Below are 15,875 nucleotides of genomic sequence, written 5' to 3'. Positions count from 1 at the left end.
CGGAAATTCAAACCGCATCTGAAACGAAAACGTCCGTCCGCGCGGCAAGTTCCGCTTCATCGGTGAATTGCCCCGGCTCGACCGCACCGTCTTGACGCCGCGTGCGCCGATGCGTATTGCGCCGTCTCGCGCAAGCGGCCCCTTCGTCTAGCGGTTAGGACGACGCCCTCTCACGGCGTAAGCACGAGTTCGATTCTCGTAGGGGTCACCAGCGCCGTATAGCGTGCCAGCCACGCCACATTCTCTTCGCCCTTTTCAGCTCGTTACGGCTCAGCGCTACGTGTTCGGCAAATTGCCTGTCGTCGAAACCGTATAGCTTGGCGCCGCATCGGCATGGGGGATTGCGAGGCTCGAACCGTAGCGCTTCCGCAGCGAGATCGGCGTGATGACCGGCTTTGGCGGCTTCGGCGGCGGGATCGGCGGCTTCGCCAAGCGATGGACCGGCCGCGCCTCGCCTGGCTTCCTGATCTTTGCCGCGCTAGCGGTCCCGGCCTTGGTCGGCATCCTTGCCATCAAGACCCACTGGCGCGGCACGTGGACGGCCGCCAACGGAGCACGAATTTGATGCGCGCGATCTCGGTATCCCTTCTTTCGCTGGGAGGGCTGGTGGCGACCCCGGCTCTTGCAGACCCCCTCGTCTTCACGCCCCTGATCGACGCGCAGCTGCGCTACGAACATATCGAACAAGCACCGCTGACCAAGGATGCCAATGCCGTCACGCTCCGCCTGCGCAGCGGCTTCGAGGCGAAGCTCAGCGACTTCAGTCTCCTCGCCGAATCCGAAGCCAATCTCGCGATCGACCCGAGCTACAATAGCGGGCTCAACGGCAAGACCGCCTTTCCCCAGGTCAGCGACCCGCAGACGATCGAACTCAACCGGCTCCAGCTGCAATATCGTGGGCTGCAGCACACGGTCGTCACCGTCGGGCGGCAAGTGATCAATCTCGACGACCAGCGCTTCGTCGGCGCGGCGGCGTGGCGCCAGAACGAGCAGACCTACGATGCGGTTCGCGTCGAATGGTCGGGGATCAAGAACCTCAAGGCCGATCTGACCTATGCCAACACCGTCAACACGATCTACGGGATCGACGGCGGCAACCGCTTCGGACCGACGCGGCTGGGGCATATCGGCGGCGACAACGTCTTCGCCAATCTGGGCTACAAGACCCGCCTCGGTACGCTGACCGGCTTTGCCTATCTGGTCGACCAGGACCAGGCGCCGGTGTTCGTCGAATCGAGCCAGACCTATGGCGGACGCTTCGCCGGCGCCTATCCGCTGAGCAAGACGGTGACGCTCACCTACCTGGCGAGCTTCGCCTCGCAGAGCGACTATCACCGCAATCCCAACCGCTATCACGCCGACTATTATGCCGGCGAGGTCGGCGTCGCGGTCACCGCGCTGACGCTGACGGGGGGCTATGAAGTGCTCGGCGCGGACCAGGGCGTGGCGGTCACCAGCTTCCAGACGCCGCTCGCCGCGCTCCACAAGTTCAACGGCTGGGCCGACAAGTTCCTCGTCACGCCGCCCAACGGCCTGCGCGATGCCTATGGGTCGGTCAGCTATGGCTGGAAGAAAGTAGCCGGGCTCGACGCGATCGCGCTGAGCGCGGCCTATCACCGCTTCGACAGCGATCGGCTCGGCCAGCATTACGGCAACGAGGTCGATGCGCAGGTCAGCGTCAAGCAGGGCCGGTACACCGCGCTCGTCAAATATGCCGATTACCGCGGCGACCGCTTCGCGACCGACACCAAGAAATTCTGGCTTTCGCTCAACTGGGTATATTGAGACGACGACTGCGCATTTGATCGTGATCGGTAACCGAAGGGCGGGCCGCCGCGCGGTATCGCATCACGATCTTCGGTGCGGCGCCCGATGGAAACGACAACCCCACGCTCGGGCCGCGTCGAGCGCGATGACACGCTGATCCTCGCGACCGGCTCGGACCCGTTCGTCATCCCGGTGCCGCGGCATGATTTGCAAGGCGTCGTCTATGTCGGCGCCATGCGCGGCGGCGCCGGCCGGGCTGTCAGCCTTCGATCACGTGTGGCACGAAGCGCGCCGTGTTGCCGGTGATGAGGCCATCCTCGCGAATCCCGATTCCCGCCGGTGTGCCGTCGACAACCCAACTGCCGATGACCGGAAACACACCGGGCGCCGTCTCGGGCAAGGGGTATAGCGCCTGATAGACGTATCCTTCGTCGCCATAATCGCCGTCGGTTTGCGCGACGACGGTGCCGGCCCTGCGGATCGACACGTTCGCCCCTTCGCGCGCGAGCAGCGGCTTGGCGACGGCATCGCCGCTCGGCGCCGTCATCGTCGCCGCGAGCAGGTTCGGGTGATCGGGGAACAGGTCCCACAGCACCGTGAGAATCGCCTTGTTCGACCAGAGCATCTTCCAGATCGGCTCGATCCAGACCACCCCGTCGGCAAGGCTTGTGACCAGATGCGGCGCGAACGCTTCGTTCACCAGCCATTCCCACGGATACAGCTTGAACAGCGCGGCGATCGGCTGGTCGTCCAGATCGACGAAGCAGGCGCGGTCGCTGTCCCAGCCGAGGTCGTCGATCACGATCGCGCCGGTCTCGATCCCGGCCGCCTCGGCGGTATCGCGCAGATACGACGTCGTGATCGTATCTTCGCCGGCGCTGTCGGCGACATGGGCGAACAGCACGCCCGGCGGCAGCAGCGGCGCGATGTCGGCCCATTTCGCGACGAGCATGTCGTGCAGGCTGGTGAACTGGTCGAGCTGCGGGAAGCATTCCTCCTTCCAGCTCCATTGCACGACGGCCACCTCGAGCAGCGACGTCGGCGTGTCGCAGTTGAACTCGAACAGCTTGGGCGGGCTCTTGCCGTCATAGCCAAGGTCGAAACGGCCATAGTTGAGCGCCGGGGGTTCGGCATTCCACGCATCGCGGATCGGCTGGTGGAAGGCGCGCGGGATGCCGAAGCGGTCGAGCAACGCCTGGTCGTCGACGATCGCCTGGCCGGCGAGCAGCAGCAAGCGGTAGAGCTCGGCGGTGCTCGCCTCGAGCTCGGCGATCTGCGCGCCGGTGAAGGCGTAATAAGCGCTTTCGAACCAGTACGGATCGCCGGCCGCGGTGTGCCAGATCAGCCCGTCCGCCTCGACCTTTGCGCGCCAGTCTGGCCGCGCGGCGATGTCGCGCCGGATCATTCGCCCGCGCCGCCATGGCCGCCACCAAAGCCCCTGGCCGACGCGCCGAAGCCGCCGCGCGAAATCGCCGCGGCGCGCGTCATCGCCGCTGCCGCGGGTGCACGGAAATAGGGCGTGTTCGCGCTGCGTTGAAACGACCCGCCCCCGACGCGATCACCGTAATACGGGATCACGCTGCTGCGCGCGAGATAGTACCACAGGAAGGCGTTTGCGGCCCCACCGCCCCCGCCGCCTGCGACACGCTGCTGCTGGCAGTTCGCGTCGGGGACACGCTGCCCGTTGCGGTCGGTACAGATCGCGGTGGCGCGTTGCGCGGTCTCGCCCCAATCGTCGTCGTTCTGCTGGCTGCACGCACCTGCAAGCAACGCCGCGGCAATCGCCGTCGTGATCCTCAACTCGGTCTTCATCTCGATCCCCGTCCCAGTCGAACCCGGTGCGCGTGCGGACGCGTCAGTGTTGCGGCGCCCAGAACATCCGGTGGTGCCCGGGGCGATTGGTTGTTCCGCCGAACGCCCCGATGAAGATTCCGCCGCGGGCGCCTTCGGATACCGTTTTCGCCGGGGGCGATACCCGGTGGTGCGTGTGCCGGGCGCCGATCGCTGCAGGCATCCCTATCCCAAGTGCGGTAACCGCCACCAAAGCCAGCGTCTTCATGATCCCCTCCAAGCGACGGGTTCGTCGCCCCGGCGATAGGTGCGCGCATTCGCCGTTCGCGGTCAATCCGCAACACGCCCGCGCCGACACGCGCGCATCACGGCACGCGCGCCGCGCCACTTTACGGTGTCTTTATGCGAATCGATCGTCTTCCACCGCGCGCGCTAACGCCGATCCGCCGCACAGCGACCGCCTGAAAACCATAACAGGCGGGCTCTCCATGTCCTTCGACCTTATCCTCGGCGGCATCGTCGCCGTCTTAGTCCTTATCTACCTGCTCGCTGTGCTCGCACAGCCCGAGCGGTATTGAGGAGCGCGGCACCATGACGCTTGCCGGCTGGAGCATGATCCTCCTCTTCGTTGTGCTGATCGTCGCGCTGGCCAAACCGGCCGGCGCCTGGATGCACGCCCTGTATGCGCGCGAGACGCTGCCGTTGGGCTTTGTCGAACGCGGCTTCTACAAGCTCGCCGGGATCGACCCCAAGGCCGAGCAGAGCTGGGTCGGCTATGCCGCCTCGCTGATGATGTTCAACCTCGGCGGGATCGCGTTGCTGTTCGCGATCCTCAAGCTGCAGGGCGTACTGCCGATGAACCCGCAGGGCTTCACCGGCATGGAGACGTTGCTCGCGTTCAACACCGCGGTCAGCTTCGTCACCAACACCAACTGGCAGAATTACGGTGGTGAATCCGCGCTGTCGAACCTCAGCCAGATGGCGGGGCTGACGGTGCAGAACTTCCTGTCGGCCGCGGTCGGCATCGCCGTCGCCTTCGCCTTCATTCGCGGCTTCGCGCGCAAGCAGGCGAGCGGCATCGGCAATTTCTGGGTCGATGTGACGCGCGCGACGCTCTACCTGCTGCTGCCGATCTCGATCGTCCTCGCGCTGATCTATGTCGTGCTGGGCGTGCCGCAGACCTTCGGGCCGTCGGTCGTCGCGACGACGCTCGAAGGCGCCAAGCAGACCATCGCGGTCGGCCCGGTCGCCTCGCAGCTCGCGATCAAGATGCTCGGCACCAATGGCGGCGGCTTCTTCAACGCCAACTCGGCGCATCCGTTCGAGAACCCGACCGCGCTCAGCAACTTCCTGCAGATGCTGTCGATCTTCGTGCTCGGCGCGGGGCTGACGCTCACCTTCGGCAAGGCGGTCGGCAATGTCCGCCAGGGCTGGGCGATCCTCGCCGCGATGCTGCTGCTGTTCGTCGCCGGTGTCGCGGTCGCGTACGGCGCGGAAGCCGCGGGCAACCCGATCCATCACGCGCTCGGCGTCGCCGGCGGGAATATGGAGGGCAAAGAAGTTCGCTTCGGGATTGCGGCCACCGCGCTGTTCGCGGTCGTCACCACCGCCAGCTCGTGCGGCGCCGTGATCGGCATGCACGACAGCTTCACCGCGATCGGCGGGCTTGTTCCGCTGTTCAACATGCAACTCGGCGAGCTCGTCATCGGCGGCGTCGGCTCGGGGCTTTATGCGGTGCTGATCTACTGCATCCTCGCGGTGTTCATCGCCGGACTTATGGTCGGCCGCACGCCCGAATATGTCGGCAAGAAGATCGAATCGCGCGAGATGAAGCTCGCGGTGATCGCCATCGCCGTCCCGCCGCTCGCCATCCTCGGGCTGACCGCGGTGGCGTGCGTCACCGGTGCGGGGCTTGCGGGGCCCGCCGCCAAGGGCGCGCACGGGTTCAGCGAGATCCTCTACGCCTTCACTTCGGGCGCGGCCAATAACGGCTCGGCGTTCGGTGGCCTCAGCGGCAACACGCCGTTCTACAACCTGCTGCTCGCGCTCGACATGTTCGTCGGCCGTTTCGGGGTGATCCTGCCCGTCCTCGCGATCGCCGGTGGCCTCGCCGCCAAGCGGCGCGTGCCCGAGGGCGCGGGGTCGTTCCCGACCACCGGGCTGCTGTGGATCGGCCTGCTCGCGGCGATCATCGTGATCGTCGGTGGCCTCACCTTCCTGCCCGCGCTCGCGCTCGGTCCGATCGCGGACCAGGCACAAGTCGCCGCCGGCACCTTGCTCTAAAAGGTCATAGCCCCATGGCAAACCAGAACGCTTCGCTCTTCACCGGCCCGCTGCTTGCCGCAGCGGCCCGGGATGCCGTCCTCAAGCTTGATCCGCGCAAGCTGATCAAGACCCCGGTGATGTTCGTGACGGCAATCGTCGCCGGCCTGTCAACGATCCTCCTCGTTAAGGGGCTCGTCACCGGCACCGGCCACCCGCTGTTCGAAGGCCAGTTGGTCTTCTGGCTGTGGCTGACTGTGCTGTTCGGCAATGTCGCCGAGGCGCTCGCCGAGGGGCGCGGCAAGGCGCAGGCCGCGTCGCTGCGCGCCACCAAGGCCGAACTCCGCGCCAAGAAGCTGATCGGCGTCGCGGGCGCCTGGGAGATGGTCGATGCGACCAGCCTGCAAGTCGGCGACGAAGTGCTCGTCGAAACGGGCGACCTCGTCCCCGCCGACGGCGAAGTCATCGCCGGCGTGGCCTCGGTCAACGAAGCCGCGATTACCGGCGAGAGCGCGCCAGTGATCCGCGAGGGCGGCGGCGACCGCTCCGCCGTCACCGCGGGGACGCGCGTGATTGCCGATGCGATCACGGTTCGCGTGACCGCAGGCGCTGGCCAGGGCTTTCTCGATCGCATGATCGCTCTCGTCGAGGGGGCGCAGCGCCAGAAGACGCCGAACGAGATCGCGCTGACGATCCTGCTCGCGGGGCTCACGCTGATCTTCCTGATCGCGGTCGGCACGCTGCCGGCGTTCGCCTCCTATGCGGGCGGGATGCTCGCCATTCCGGTGCTCGTTGCCTTGTTCGTCACGCTGATCCCGACGACGATCTCGGCCTTGCTTTCGGCGATCGGCATCGCAGGCATGGACCGCCTCGTCCGCTTCAACGTGCTCGCCAAGTCGGGCCGCGCGGTGGAAGCCGCGGGCGACATCGACACGCTGCTGCTCGACAAGACCGGTACGATCACGATCGGCGATCGCCAGGCGACCGCCTTCCTCCCCGTCCCCGGCGTCACGGTCGCCGAACTCACCGCCGCCGCCCGCCTCGCCAGCCTGTCGGACGAAACGCCCGAAGGTCGCTCGATCGTCGTGCTCGCCAACCAGGACGGCGGCGCCGCCGTCGCGATGCCGGCGGGTGCCGAGGAGATCAAGTTCACCTCGCAGACGCGCGTCTCGGGTCTCCAGATCGGTGACCGCGCGCTCGTCAAGGGCGCGGTCGATGCGATCCTCAAGCGGCTCCCCGATGCGCCCAATGGCGAGGCGCTTCGGAAAATCTCCGACGAGATCGCGCGCGGCGGTGCCACCCCGCTTGCGGTTGCCGATGGCAATCGCCTGCTCGGCGTCGTGCAGCTCAAGGACATCGTCAAGGCGGGCATCCGCGAGCGTTTCGGCGAGCTGCGCCGGATGGGGATCCGCACGGTGATGATCACCGGCGACAACCCGCTCACCGCCGCGAGCATCGCCGCCGAAAGCGGGGTCGACGATTTCCTCGCCGAGGCGACGCCCGAGGACAAGCTCGCGCTGATCCGCAAGGAGCAGGAAGGCGGCAAGCTCGTCGCGATGTGCGGCGACGGCACCAACGACGCGCCGGCGCTCGCGCAGTCGGACGTGGGTGTCGCGATGAACACCGGCACGCAGGCCGCTCGCGAAGCGGGCAACATGGTCGATCTCGACAGCGATCCGACCAAGCTGATCGAGATCGTCGGGCTCGGCAAGCAGCTGCTGATGACGCGCGGCGCGCTGACCACCTTCTCGATCTCGAACGACGTCGCCAAATATTTCGCGATCCTGCCGGCGATCTTCGTCGCGCTCTATCCGGGCTTGGGCGGGCTGAACGTGATGCGGCTCGCGAGCCCCGAGAGCGCGATCCTGTCGGCGATCATCTTTAACGCGCTCATCATCCCGGCCTTGGTGCCGCTCGCGCTCAAGGGCGTGAAGTACCGCCCTGCTCCGGCCGGCACGCTGCTCGCGCGCAACCTCGCCATTTACGGCGTCGGCGGGCTGATCGCCCCGTTCATCGGCATCAAGGCGATCGACCTCGTCGTCGCCGCTTTGCACCTTGCTTGAGGATCTCCAGATGTCGACCGAAACGCTTCGCGCGCTGCGCCCCGCCGCCGTCCTGCTGCTGCTGATGACGCTCGTCCTCGGCCTGCTCTACCCCGCCGCGATCACCGGCGTCGCGCAAGTCGCGCTGCCGGTGCAGGCCAATGGCAGTGTACTGAGCAACGCCAAGGGCGAGCCGATCGGCTCCGCGCTGATCGCGCAGAATTTCACGGGTCCGACCTATTTCCATCCGCGTCCCTCTGCCGCCGGCAAGGATGGCTACGATGCGAGTTCGTCGGCCGCGACCAACCTCGCGCCGGGTTCGAAGGACCTGCGCGATGCCATCGCCAAGCGCGTTTCGAGCGCGCGCGCGGAAGGGATGACCGGGGATCTCCCCGCCGACCTGGTCACCACGAGCGCGTCGGGGCTCGATCCCGATCTGAGCCCCGAGGCGGCGTTGCTGCAAGCCCCACGTGTCGCCAAGGCACGCGGCCTCGCTGTCGCCAAGGTCAAGTCGCTGATCGAAGCGCAGACCGACACGCCGGTGCTCGGCATCATCGGCGAGCCTCACGTCAATGTCCTGCTGCTCAATCGACAGCTCGCTACCCTTTCCGCTACCACGCCGGGTCAATGACCCTGACGCGCCTCCCCTTCTACCGTCACCCCGGGCTCGTCCCGGGGTCCACCGTGCCGCGCATGCTGCCGCTGCTGCGCGCGCGGCACGGTGGGCCCCGGAACACGTCCGGGGTGCCGGAAGGGGCCGCGCGATGACCGACACCCGCCCCTCCCCCGACGCGCTGCTGAAAGCCGCCCGCCGCGAGGGACGTGGCCGCCTCAAGATCTTCCTCGGCGCAGCACCCGGTGTCGGCAAGACCTTCGAGATGCTGCGCGAGGGCGCCGAACTGCTGCGCAGCGGCACCGACGTCGTCGCCGGCGTGATCGAGACGCACGGCCGCGCCGACACCGACCGGCTCACCGCCCCGTTCGAAATCCTGCCGCGCGCGAAGATCGAGCACGGCGCGCACACGCTCGAGGAATTCGACCTCGACGCGATGCTCGCGCGGCACCCCACGGTCGCGCTGATCGACGAATTCGCGCACACCAATGCGCCGGGCAGCCGCCACCCGAAACGCTGGCAGGACATCGAGGAGCTGCGCGAGGCCGGCATCGACGTGCTCAGCACGCTCAACATCCAGCATGTCGAGAGCCTCAACGATGTCGTCGCCGGCTTCACCCGCGTCCGCGTGCGCGAGACAGTGCCCGATGCGGTGCTCGACGATGCCGAGATCGAAGTCGTCGACGTCCCCCCCGACGAGCTGATCGCGCGGCTGAAGGAGGGCAAGGTCTATATCCCGGCCGAGGCGACGCGCGCGCTCGGCCATTTCTTTTCCAAGTCGAACCTGTCGGCGTTGCGCGAACTCGCGCTGCGCCGCGCCGCGCAGACCGTCGATCGCCACTTGCTCGACCATGTCGCGAGTCTCGGCGAGAGCGGCACCTGGGCGGGCGGCGAGCGGCTCGTCGTCGCGGTCGGCGACCAGCCGGGGAGCGACGTGCTGATCCGCTCGGCCAAGCGGCTCGCCGATGCGCTGCATGCGAGCTGGACCGCGGTGGTGGTCGAGACGCCGCGCTCCGCCACGCTCTCGGCGCCTGCGCGCGCGCGGATGGCCGCGGCGCTCGACCTCGCCACCGGGCTCGGCGCGACGATCGCGACGGTCCCAGCGGGCAACGTACTCGAAGGGCTGTGCGCGCATATCCGCGAGGCACGCGCGACCGCGGTGGTGATCGGCAAGTCGCGCCGCTCGTGGTGGTTCGAGCTGCGCCACGGCTCGGTGGTCGACCGGCTGGTGCGCGCGCTCGACGGCGTGGCGATCCACGTCGTCCCCGTCGCGGAAGCCAGCGAGACGCGGCGCGAGACGCCGACGACGCGTCCGATCCTGGCGCGCGGCAGCGCGATCGGCCTCGCCTTCGTCGCCGCGAGTACCGCGCTGTCGCAGTTGCTGCTGCCGGTAGTCGGGGCCGATGCGATCGACTTGCTCTATCTGCTCCCGGTGATCGCCACCGCGACGCTCTACGGCCTGCGCTCGTCGCTGATGGCGAGCGTCGGCGCGGCGCTGGCGTACAATTTCTTCTTCCTGCCGCCGCTCTACACGCTGACGATCACCGACCCGCACAATGTCGTCACGCTGACGGTGTTCGTCATCGTCGCGGTGGTGGCGAGCCAGCTGGCGGGACAGGTGCGGCGCGAGGCCAATGTCGGCGCGCGCACCGCGACCGAGAATGCCGCGCTCGCCGCGTTCGGCCAGCGCCTTGCCGGCGTCTCCGACGAGAACGGCACCGCGACCGCGACGTGCGAGGAGATCGCCGCGTTGCTCGGCGTCTCGACGATCCTGCTCGCCAATCGCGACGGCCGCCATGTCGCGATCGCCGCCGCGCCGTCGATGGTCGAGCTGAGCCCGATCGATACCGCCGCCGCCGAATGGGCGTTCGACCGCGGCGAGGTCACCGGGCGCGACAGCGGCACGCTCACCGCGAGCGAGTGGCAGTTCCATCCGCTCAAGACCGCTTTGGGCGTGCTCGGCGTGCTCGGCGTCGCACGCGAAGGCGGCGACCCGATCCCGGCGGACAAGCGCGTGCTGTTCTCGACCTTGGTCGGTCAGGCCGCGCTGGCGCATGAGCGGCTCCAGCTCGAGGCGCAGGCACGCGAGGTCAATGCGCTCAAGCAACGCGACGATCTGCGCGCGACTTTGCTGTCGTCGATCGGGCACGATCTCAAGACGCCGCTCACCGCGGTCGTCGCCGCCGCCGACGAACTCGCGGTCGCGCACGGCACCTCCCCCGCCACCGCCACGCTCAAGAGCGAGGCGCGGCGGTTGCGGCGCGTGTTCGACGATCTGGTCGAGATGACGCGGATCGAAGCGGGCGCGCTCGTCGTCAAGCGCGAGGCGACCGACCTGACCGACGCCGTCGCCGCCGCCGCGCGCGATTTGCGCGCCGAGCTGGCGCGGCACCGGCTGGTGCTCGACGTGCCGCCGACGCTGCCGCTCGTCGAGGCCGACCCGCGGATGCTGCATCACGTGCTGATCAACCTGCTCGGCAACGCCGCCAAGTTCGCCCCCGCCGATACCGACATCGTGATCGAGGGCCGCCGCACGCCCGACGGGCTGACGCTCGGCGTGCTCGATCAGGGGCCCGGCCTGCCGGTCGGCAGCGAAGCGCATCTGTTCGACCGCTTCACCCGCGTCGACGGCAATGATCGGACCGGCGGCACGGGGCTCGGCCTCGCGATCGTCCAGGGCTTTGCGCAGGCGATGGGATTGCGCGTCAGCGCCGCCAACCGCGACGACGAGGGTTCGGCGTTCGTCGTCACCTGGCCGAATGCCCTGATCCGGCGCACGACATCGGAATGAGGCCCATGAGACGACAGGTGATCGCGGTGCGGCTCCCATGACCGGCCAGATTTTGATCGTCGACGACGAAGCGGCGATCCGCCGACTGGTGCGCGGCGCTATCGAGCGCGGCGGGCTAAGCGCGGAAGAGGCCGCCAACGCCGCCGAGGCGCTCACCTGTGCGCGGCGCCCGGGCTGCGAGCTCGTCCTGCTCGACCTGGGGCTTCCCGATCGCGACGGAATCGAACTCATCCCCCATCTCAAGGCGCTCGAGCGTACCGTCATCGTCCTCACCGCGCGCGACGCGATCACCGAGAAGGTCGCGGCGCTCGATCTGGGTGCCGACGACTATGTGGTAAAGCCGTTCGACACCGACGAACTGCTCGCCCGCGTCCGCGTCGCGCTGCGCCGGCACACTGTGTCCGCGGTCGGTCAGAACCGTCTCCGTGCGGGGCCAGTCGAGATCGACCTTGCCGCGCACCAGGTCTGGCGCGACGGCGCGCCGGTCAAACTGACGCGCAAGGAGTTTGCGCTGCTTGCCGAACTCGCGCGCCATGCCGGCAAGCTTCTGACGCACACGCATCTGCTGCGTCGCGTGTGGGGCGACGGACATGTCGAGGATGTCGCCTATCTCAGGGTCGCGATCCGCGCGCTCAGGCTAAAACTCGAAGCCGATCCCGCAGCACCCAGCTTCCTCCTGAACGAGCCGGGGATCGGCTATCGCTTGATTGCGTAAAGTGCGCGGGGCGGCAGCCTGGAGCTGGCCGCCCCGCGCCCGAGCGTCAGAACAGAAAGCCGGTTTCGAGCAAGCCGCGAACTTGATCGCGCCGATTGGCATCGGCCCCGAAGCCCAAACCGGGTTCGAGCTTGCCGATCCGGGTATAGGAGACTTCGCCCCGCGCGAAGAAGATCCCCTTCTGATAGGTCGGCGTGAAGGTCGCCGACCAGGCATCGCTGTGCGGACCGTAAAGCAGGTTGGTCGGCACACAGGCACTCGCCAGCCCGCAATCCTTTCCCGAAGACTTCAGATACTCGCCGCGCGCGGCCAGCGAGAAGCCCTTGGCAAGCGTATATTTGGCGAGCAGGGCGCCCCCGAACGTCGCTGCCGAGCGGTTGAGACCCAAAGCGTCGTCGCGCTCGACCCGGTTGTATTGGAGATAGGGGGTAAGGGTGAGCGGCCCCTTGCTGTAGGTGTAGATGATATTGAAAATGCTGCCGTTGTTTTGCGCCAGCGGCGTTGCATAAGACGCGTGCCGCGACCGCGAGACGCTGCCCGCGCCGATCAGCGTAAGCGTGTTCGAGCCGTCGAACGCATAGGCCACAGTCCCCGAGACCCAGTTGAACTTGCCCGAATAATAGCCGTCGTTGAGCGAGACCGCCGCGCTCAGCTTGCCATGCGCGTAATTGACCTGCGCACCGCGGCTGATCGAGGGTTCCTGGTTCCAGAGAAGTCCGCGCTCGACGTTCATGTTCTGGAAGGTGAAGGTCGATTCCGCACCGATCATGGTCGGCAGCAGGCCCGCGGTGATCGACAGATCCTTGCTGAGCACGGCCTTGGCATAGGCCACGGGAACGGGACCGAAGAGCAGGTCCTGCGCCTTGCCCGACCGAAGGTACGACGTGCCGAGCGCGGGCAGCGAATAGGCGCCGGCCTGTACATAGAGCTGGAGCGGACCGGTGGTGGTCTGGATCTCGACCTGCGCGTTCGAAATGTCGGCCGCCGTATCCGACGTCACGGTGCCGGCCGCGTTCGTCACATGGCTTTGCGCGATCGCGAGACCGCTGACTTGGCCGGTGACCGTCACCTCGCCAAAGGGTCCGGCATTCACCGCGATCGGATGCGGATTAGGGGCGAGCGGCCCGGAGAAGCCGGGCGACGCCGCCGGATCGGCGAAGGCGGCAGACGACGCGAAAAGCAGCGCGCCACCGCCGACCAGCGCGAGACGGCGCGGGGTGAGCGCGCCGCGAGCCCGCGTCGCTAGTATACAAAAACGCACGTGTGGAATCCTTTGCCGGGGTCGATGCCCAGCGCGGTATCGATCCCGCCGTAAAGATTCCCGAGGGAAGTCAGCCGCTTTCCATAAAGAACGCGTATACCTTCGCGCTACCGCGTGAGCGCACTCACCAGCGCCTGACGCATCACCGCCACCCCCCGGCCCGCGCGGTGCGCTCGGCGGTCGCGTCGAGCGGATCGCCTGCCATCAGCGCTTGCGCATCCGCCATCAGCGCCGCGTCGCTCGATCCGGCCTGGCGGTACTCGGTCGTCGCGCCGGTCGCGCCGTTGCGCGTCTGGCGCAGCGCCCAGCCTGTCGCGTCATGGCAGGCGATGCCGTCGATCGCGGTCGCGCTGAAGACGCGGCAATAGCGGCCTGCCTGGTCCTTGAAGCTGACCGGAACGCGCACCGCGCCCGCAGCCGACGCCAATTGCGTGTCGAGGGCGGTCGCGAGCGGTCCCGCTGCATACAGCCGACCGCCCTGGGTCGTGACCGGGCCGCGATCCCAGCCGAGCCCGACCGAAACGCCGATCACCAGGCACGCCGCCATCGCAATCGCCTCGCGCCAGCGCGTCGCGATCGGGCGCCGCACCGGCAGCGCAACCGGCGCCGCACCGATCAGCGCCGCGAGCCGATCGGGCACTTCTTCCGCGGCGACCGGCGCAAACCGGCCCGCAATCCGCGCGCGGAGTTCGCGGTGGCGCTCGACTTGCGCGGCGAGCGCCGGATCCTGCGCGATCGCGCGCTCGACGCGCTTGGCGCTGAGCGGGTCGAGCTCCCCATCGGCATAGGCCATCAGAAGTTCGGGATCGACCGTCACGCCGCTTCTCCCAAGTGCGCCATCAGCGCCTGGCGCCCGCGCACCAGCCGCGAGGTCAGTGTTCCCATCGGAATGTCGAGCACGGCTGCCGCCTCCTTATATGCGAGCCCCTCGACCAGCACGAGCGCGACCGCCTCGCGCTGTTCGTCGGGCAGGACCTGCATCGCGCGGTCGATTTCGCCGAGCGCGACGCGCGCCTCGCCCCCGCCGTCGCTGCCGACGCCGAGCCCGGCCGCTTCGGCGACAAAGGTCTGCGCCGCGCGGCTTCTCGCGCGCGTCGTGTCGATCCAGCTATTGCGCATGATCCGGTACATCCAGCTATCCATCCTCGTGCCCGCCTGCCACTGCGCCCGCGCCAGCAACGCCTTCTCGACCGTCACCTGGCACAGATCGTCGGCATCCGCCGCGTCGCGGGCGAGCGCGCGGGCGAACCGCCGCAAGCGCGGCAGCAGTTCCAGCAGATCGTCCTCGAACGCGGCCAAAGGTGTTTTCCTTCTCGAGCGGATGAAACGGATGGCGTCGCCCGTTTAATCCACGCACAGGCCAAAAGGCCAATACGGGGATCCGCCTTGCCCAAACGACTCGTCCTGCTCGCCGCGATCCTGCCGCTCGGCCTCGCTGCGGCACAGGCGCAATTGCTGCCGCAAGTGCCGGTGGTCGGCGCATTACCGCGCATCGAGGGGCTCGCCGACAGCGCGCTGCGCCTGCCCGCCGCCGCGATCGACCGACTCGACGACGTCCGCCGCGCGACGATCGACCGGCTGGTGCGCCAGCATCCGCGCGAGATCGCGCGCGATCCCGACGGGTTCGCGGCACGCGCCGGAGAGATCGTCGTCGATGCGCCGAGCGACGCCTGGCTCGCCGCCGCGCAAGCCAAGGGCTATCGGCTGCTCGAACGCGGCGACATTCTCGGCGTCGGCTTCGCGCGCCTGGCTGTCCCGGCCAACCGCTCGCTGAAAGCGGCGATCGGCGATCTGCGCCAGCTCGGCGATGCCGAGGTCAGCGCGGACCAGCTGCATTTCGCGAGCGGCATCGCGCCTGTCGCTGCCGCGGCGGCCGCGCGCGGTGCGGGGCCGCTGGTCGGGGTGATCGACGGTGGCGTCGCGGGGGCGGCGCTGTCGAGCGGATTTGCGACCGGCGCCCCGCGCGCGAACGACCATGCCACCGCGGTCGCATCGTTGATCGCCGGATCGGGGATCGCCGGATCGGGCAGCGTGCGCGGTGCCTTGCCCGGCGCGCGGATCGCCTCGGCCGACGTCTATGGCGCCGATCCCGCCGGCGGCAACGCGACCGCGATCGCCAAGGCACTCGGCTGGATGGTCGCGCAGCGCGTCGCCGTCGTGACGATCAGCTTGGTCGGCCCGGACAACCCGCTGCTCGGCCGCGTCGTCGCGGCGGCGCAAGCGCGCGGGCTGATGATCGTCGCCGCGGTCGGCAATGACGGCCCGGCCGCACCGCCGAGCTACCCCGCCTCCTATCCCGGCGTGATCGCGGTGACCGGCGTCGACGCGCGCAACCGCGTGCTGATCGAGGCGGGGCGTGCGCGGCATCTCGATTATGCCGCGCCCGGCGCCGATTTGCGCGCCGCCGCGACCGGCGGCCGCAGCATGACGGTGCGCGGCACCTCGTTCGCCGCGCCGCTGGTCGCCGCGACGATCGCGCGCGTGTACCCGGCGCTCGATCCCACTGCGATGCCCGCCGCGCTCGCGCAGGTCGATGCCGGTGCAGTCGATCTCGGCGCGCGCGGGCCCGATGCCAAATATGGCCGCGGGCTGGTCTGCGGGACGTGTCGCACGCCACCCGCGAAATAATTTTC

General features: G+C 68.4%; 15 protein-coding genes and 1 tRNA gene. 10 read left to right on the top strand and 6 right to left on the bottom strand.

Annotation, left to right across the window (positions count from 1 at the left end):
• Positions 1-136: 136 nt before the first annotated feature.
• From E2E30_RS18500 to E2E30_RS18490, 3 genes are all read left to right on the top strand, one after another.
• Positions 137-211, top strand: a tRNA-Glu gene (locus E2E30_RS18500).
• A gap of 171 nt (positions 212-382) precedes the next feature.
• Positions 383-565, top strand: a complete 183-nt coding sequence (locus E2E30_RS18495) for a hypothetical protein (RefSeq protein ID WP_206365612.1) — start codon at positions 383-385, stop codon at positions 563-565.
• Positions 565-1,785 carry an alginate export family protein gene (locus E2E30_RS18490; RefSeq protein ID WP_133191816.1) on the top strand — a complete coding sequence of 407 codons (1,221 nt, stop codon included), beginning with the start codon at positions 565-567 and terminating at the stop codon, positions 1,783-1,785. The genes E2E30_RS18495 and E2E30_RS18490 overlap by 1 nt, the downstream gene beginning before the upstream one ends.
• Before the next feature lie 241 nt (positions 1,786-2,026).
• Here E2E30_RS18490 and E2E30_RS18480 read toward each other — a convergent pair whose 3' ends face one another.
• Genes E2E30_RS18480 through E2E30_RS18470 form a run of 3 tightly spaced genes read right to left on the bottom strand, consistent with a single transcriptional unit; the run spans position 2,027 to position 3,826 of the window.
• The gene (locus tag E2E30_RS18480) at positions 2,027-3,172 is read right to left on the bottom strand and encodes a glutathionylspermidine synthase family protein (RefSeq protein ID WP_133191814.1); all 1,146 of its coding nucleotides are present in this window, start codon (positions 3,170-3,172) and stop codon (positions 2,027-2,029) included.
• Entirely contained in the window at positions 3,169-3,579 is a 411-nt protein-coding gene (locus E2E30_RS18475; RefSeq protein ID WP_133191813.1) for a hypothetical protein, read from the bottom strand. The genes E2E30_RS18480 and E2E30_RS18475 overlap by 4 nt, the downstream gene beginning before the upstream one ends.
• A gap of 43 nt (positions 3,580-3,622) precedes the next feature.
• Positions 3,623-3,826, bottom strand: a complete 204-nt coding sequence (locus E2E30_RS18470; protein WP_133191812.1) for a hypothetical protein — start codon at positions 3,824-3,826, stop codon at positions 3,623-3,625.
• A 220-nt stretch (positions 3,827-4,046) separates the two neighbouring features.
• Here E2E30_RS18470 and E2E30_RS18465 point away from each other — a divergent pair, with 220 nt between their 5' ends.
• The 6 genes from E2E30_RS18465 to E2E30_RS18440 all read left to right on the top strand — a co-directional run bounded on the left by E2E30_RS18465 (position 4,047) and on the right by E2E30_RS18440 (position 11,981).
• Positions 4,047-4,136 carry a potassium-transporting ATPase subunit F gene (locus E2E30_RS18465; RefSeq protein WP_081476845.1) on the top strand — a complete coding sequence of 30 codons (90 nt, stop codon included), beginning with the start codon at positions 4,047-4,049 and terminating at the stop codon, positions 4,134-4,136.
• 13 nt (positions 4,137-4,149) lie between these two features.
• Positions 4,150-5,841: a potassium-transporting ATPase subunit KdpA gene (gene kdpA / locus E2E30_RS18460; RefSeq protein ID WP_133191811.1), complete on the top strand. Its 1,692-nt coding sequence runs from the start codon at positions 4,150-4,152 to the stop codon at positions 5,839-5,841.
• A gap of 14 nt (positions 5,842-5,855) precedes the next feature.
• The gene (kdpB, locus tag E2E30_RS18455) at positions 5,856-7,883 is read left to right on the top strand and encodes a potassium-transporting ATPase subunit KdpB (RefSeq protein WP_133191810.1); all 2,028 of its coding nucleotides are present in this window, start codon (positions 5,856-5,858) and stop codon (positions 7,881-7,883) included.
• A gap of 10 nt (positions 7,884-7,893) precedes the next feature.
• Entirely contained in the window at positions 7,894-8,493 is a 600-nt protein-coding gene (gene kdpC, locus E2E30_RS18450) for a potassium-transporting ATPase subunit KdpC (protein WP_133191809.1), read from the top strand.
• 133 nt (positions 8,494-8,626) lie between these two features.
• Complete coding sequence (locus tag E2E30_RS18445; protein ID WP_133191808.1) at positions 8,627-11,266, top strand: sensor histidine kinase; 2,640 nt, start codon at positions 8,627-8,629, stop codon at positions 11,264-11,266.
• 37 nt (positions 11,267-11,303) lie between these two features.
• A complete protein-coding gene (locus E2E30_RS18440; RefSeq protein WP_133191807.1) occupies positions 11,304-11,981 on the top strand; it encodes a response regulator in 678 nt (225 codons plus the stop codon).
• A 46-nt stretch (positions 11,982-12,027) separates the two neighbouring features.
• Here the strand turns inward: E2E30_RS18440 and E2E30_RS18435 are convergent, their stop codons facing one another.
• The 3 genes from E2E30_RS18435 to E2E30_RS18425 form a co-directional block, all read right to left on the bottom strand.
• Positions 12,028-13,242, bottom strand: coding sequence for an outer membrane beta-barrel protein (locus E2E30_RS18435; protein WP_240698985.1), 1,215 nt, complete (start codon positions 13,240-13,242; stop codon positions 12,028-12,030).
• 142 nt (positions 13,243-13,384) lie between these two features.
• Positions 13,385-14,059, bottom strand: a complete 675-nt coding sequence (locus tag E2E30_RS18430; RefSeq protein WP_240698984.1) for an anti-sigma factor family protein — start codon at positions 14,057-14,059, stop codon at positions 13,385-13,387.
• Complete coding sequence (locus E2E30_RS18425; protein ID WP_133191806.1) at positions 14,056-14,541, bottom strand: RNA polymerase sigma factor; 486 nt, start codon at positions 14,539-14,541, stop codon at positions 14,056-14,058. The genes E2E30_RS18430 and E2E30_RS18425 overlap by 4 nt, the downstream gene beginning before the upstream one ends.
• A gap of 87 nt (positions 14,542-14,628) precedes the next feature.
• On the opposite strand from E2E30_RS18425, the gene E2E30_RS18420 reads away from it, so the two are divergent.
• Positions 14,629-15,870 carry a S8 family serine peptidase gene (locus E2E30_RS18420; protein WP_133191805.1) on the top strand — a complete coding sequence of 414 codons (1,242 nt, stop codon included), beginning with the start codon at positions 14,629-14,631 and terminating at the stop codon, positions 15,868-15,870.
• Positions 15,871-15,875 lie beyond the last annotated feature (5 nt).

Source organism: Sphingomonas sp. AAP5, from assembly GCF_004354345.1.
In the GTDB taxonomy this organism is placed as follows: domain Bacteria; phylum Pseudomonadota; class Alphaproteobacteria; order Sphingomonadales; family Sphingomonadaceae; genus Sphingomonas; species Sphingomonas glacialis.
Note: the sequence above shows the minus strand (reverse complement) of the source record. Positions and strands in the feature narration are given on the sequence as shown.

Bases quoted from the DNA above. Each gene is read 5' to 3' on its own strand.
- E2E30_RS18445 (WP_133191808.1), top strand. From the start codon at position 8,627: ATGACCGACACCCGCCCCTCCCCCGACGCGCTGCTGAAAGCCGCCCGC.
- E2E30_RS18480 (WP_133191814.1), bottom strand. From the start codon at position 3,172: ATGATCCGGCGCGACATCGCCGCGCGGCCAGACTGGCGCGCAAAGGTC.
- E2E30_RS18465 (WP_081476845.1), top strand. From the start codon at position 4,047: ATGTCCTTCGACCTTATCCTCGGCGGCATCGTCGCCGTCTTAGTCCTT.
- E2E30_RS18470 (WP_133191812.1), bottom strand. From the start codon at position 3,826: ATGAAGACGCTGGCTTTGGTGGCGGTTACCGCACTTGGGATAGGGATG.
- E2E30_RS18440 (WP_133191807.1), top strand. From the start codon at position 11,304: ATGACCGGCCAGATTTTGATCGTCGACGACGAAGCGGCGATCCGCCGA.
- E2E30_RS18490 (WP_133191816.1), top strand. From the start codon at position 565: ATGCGCGCGATCTCGGTATCCCTTCTTTCGCTGGGAGGGCTGGTGGCG.
- kdpB (WP_133191810.1), top strand. From the start codon at position 5,856: ATGGCAAACCAGAACGCTTCGCTCTTCACCGGCCCGCTGCTTGCCGCA.
- kdpC (WP_133191809.1), top strand. From the start codon at position 7,894: ATGTCGACCGAAACGCTTCGCGCGCTGCGCCCCGCCGCCGTCCTGCTG.
- E2E30_RS18475 (WP_133191813.1), bottom strand. From the start codon at position 3,579: ATGAAGACCGAGTTGAGGATCACGACGGCGATTGCCGCGGCGTTGCTT.
- kdpA (WP_133191811.1), top strand. From the start codon at position 4,150: ATGACGCTTGCCGGCTGGAGCATGATCCTCCTCTTCGTTGTGCTGATC.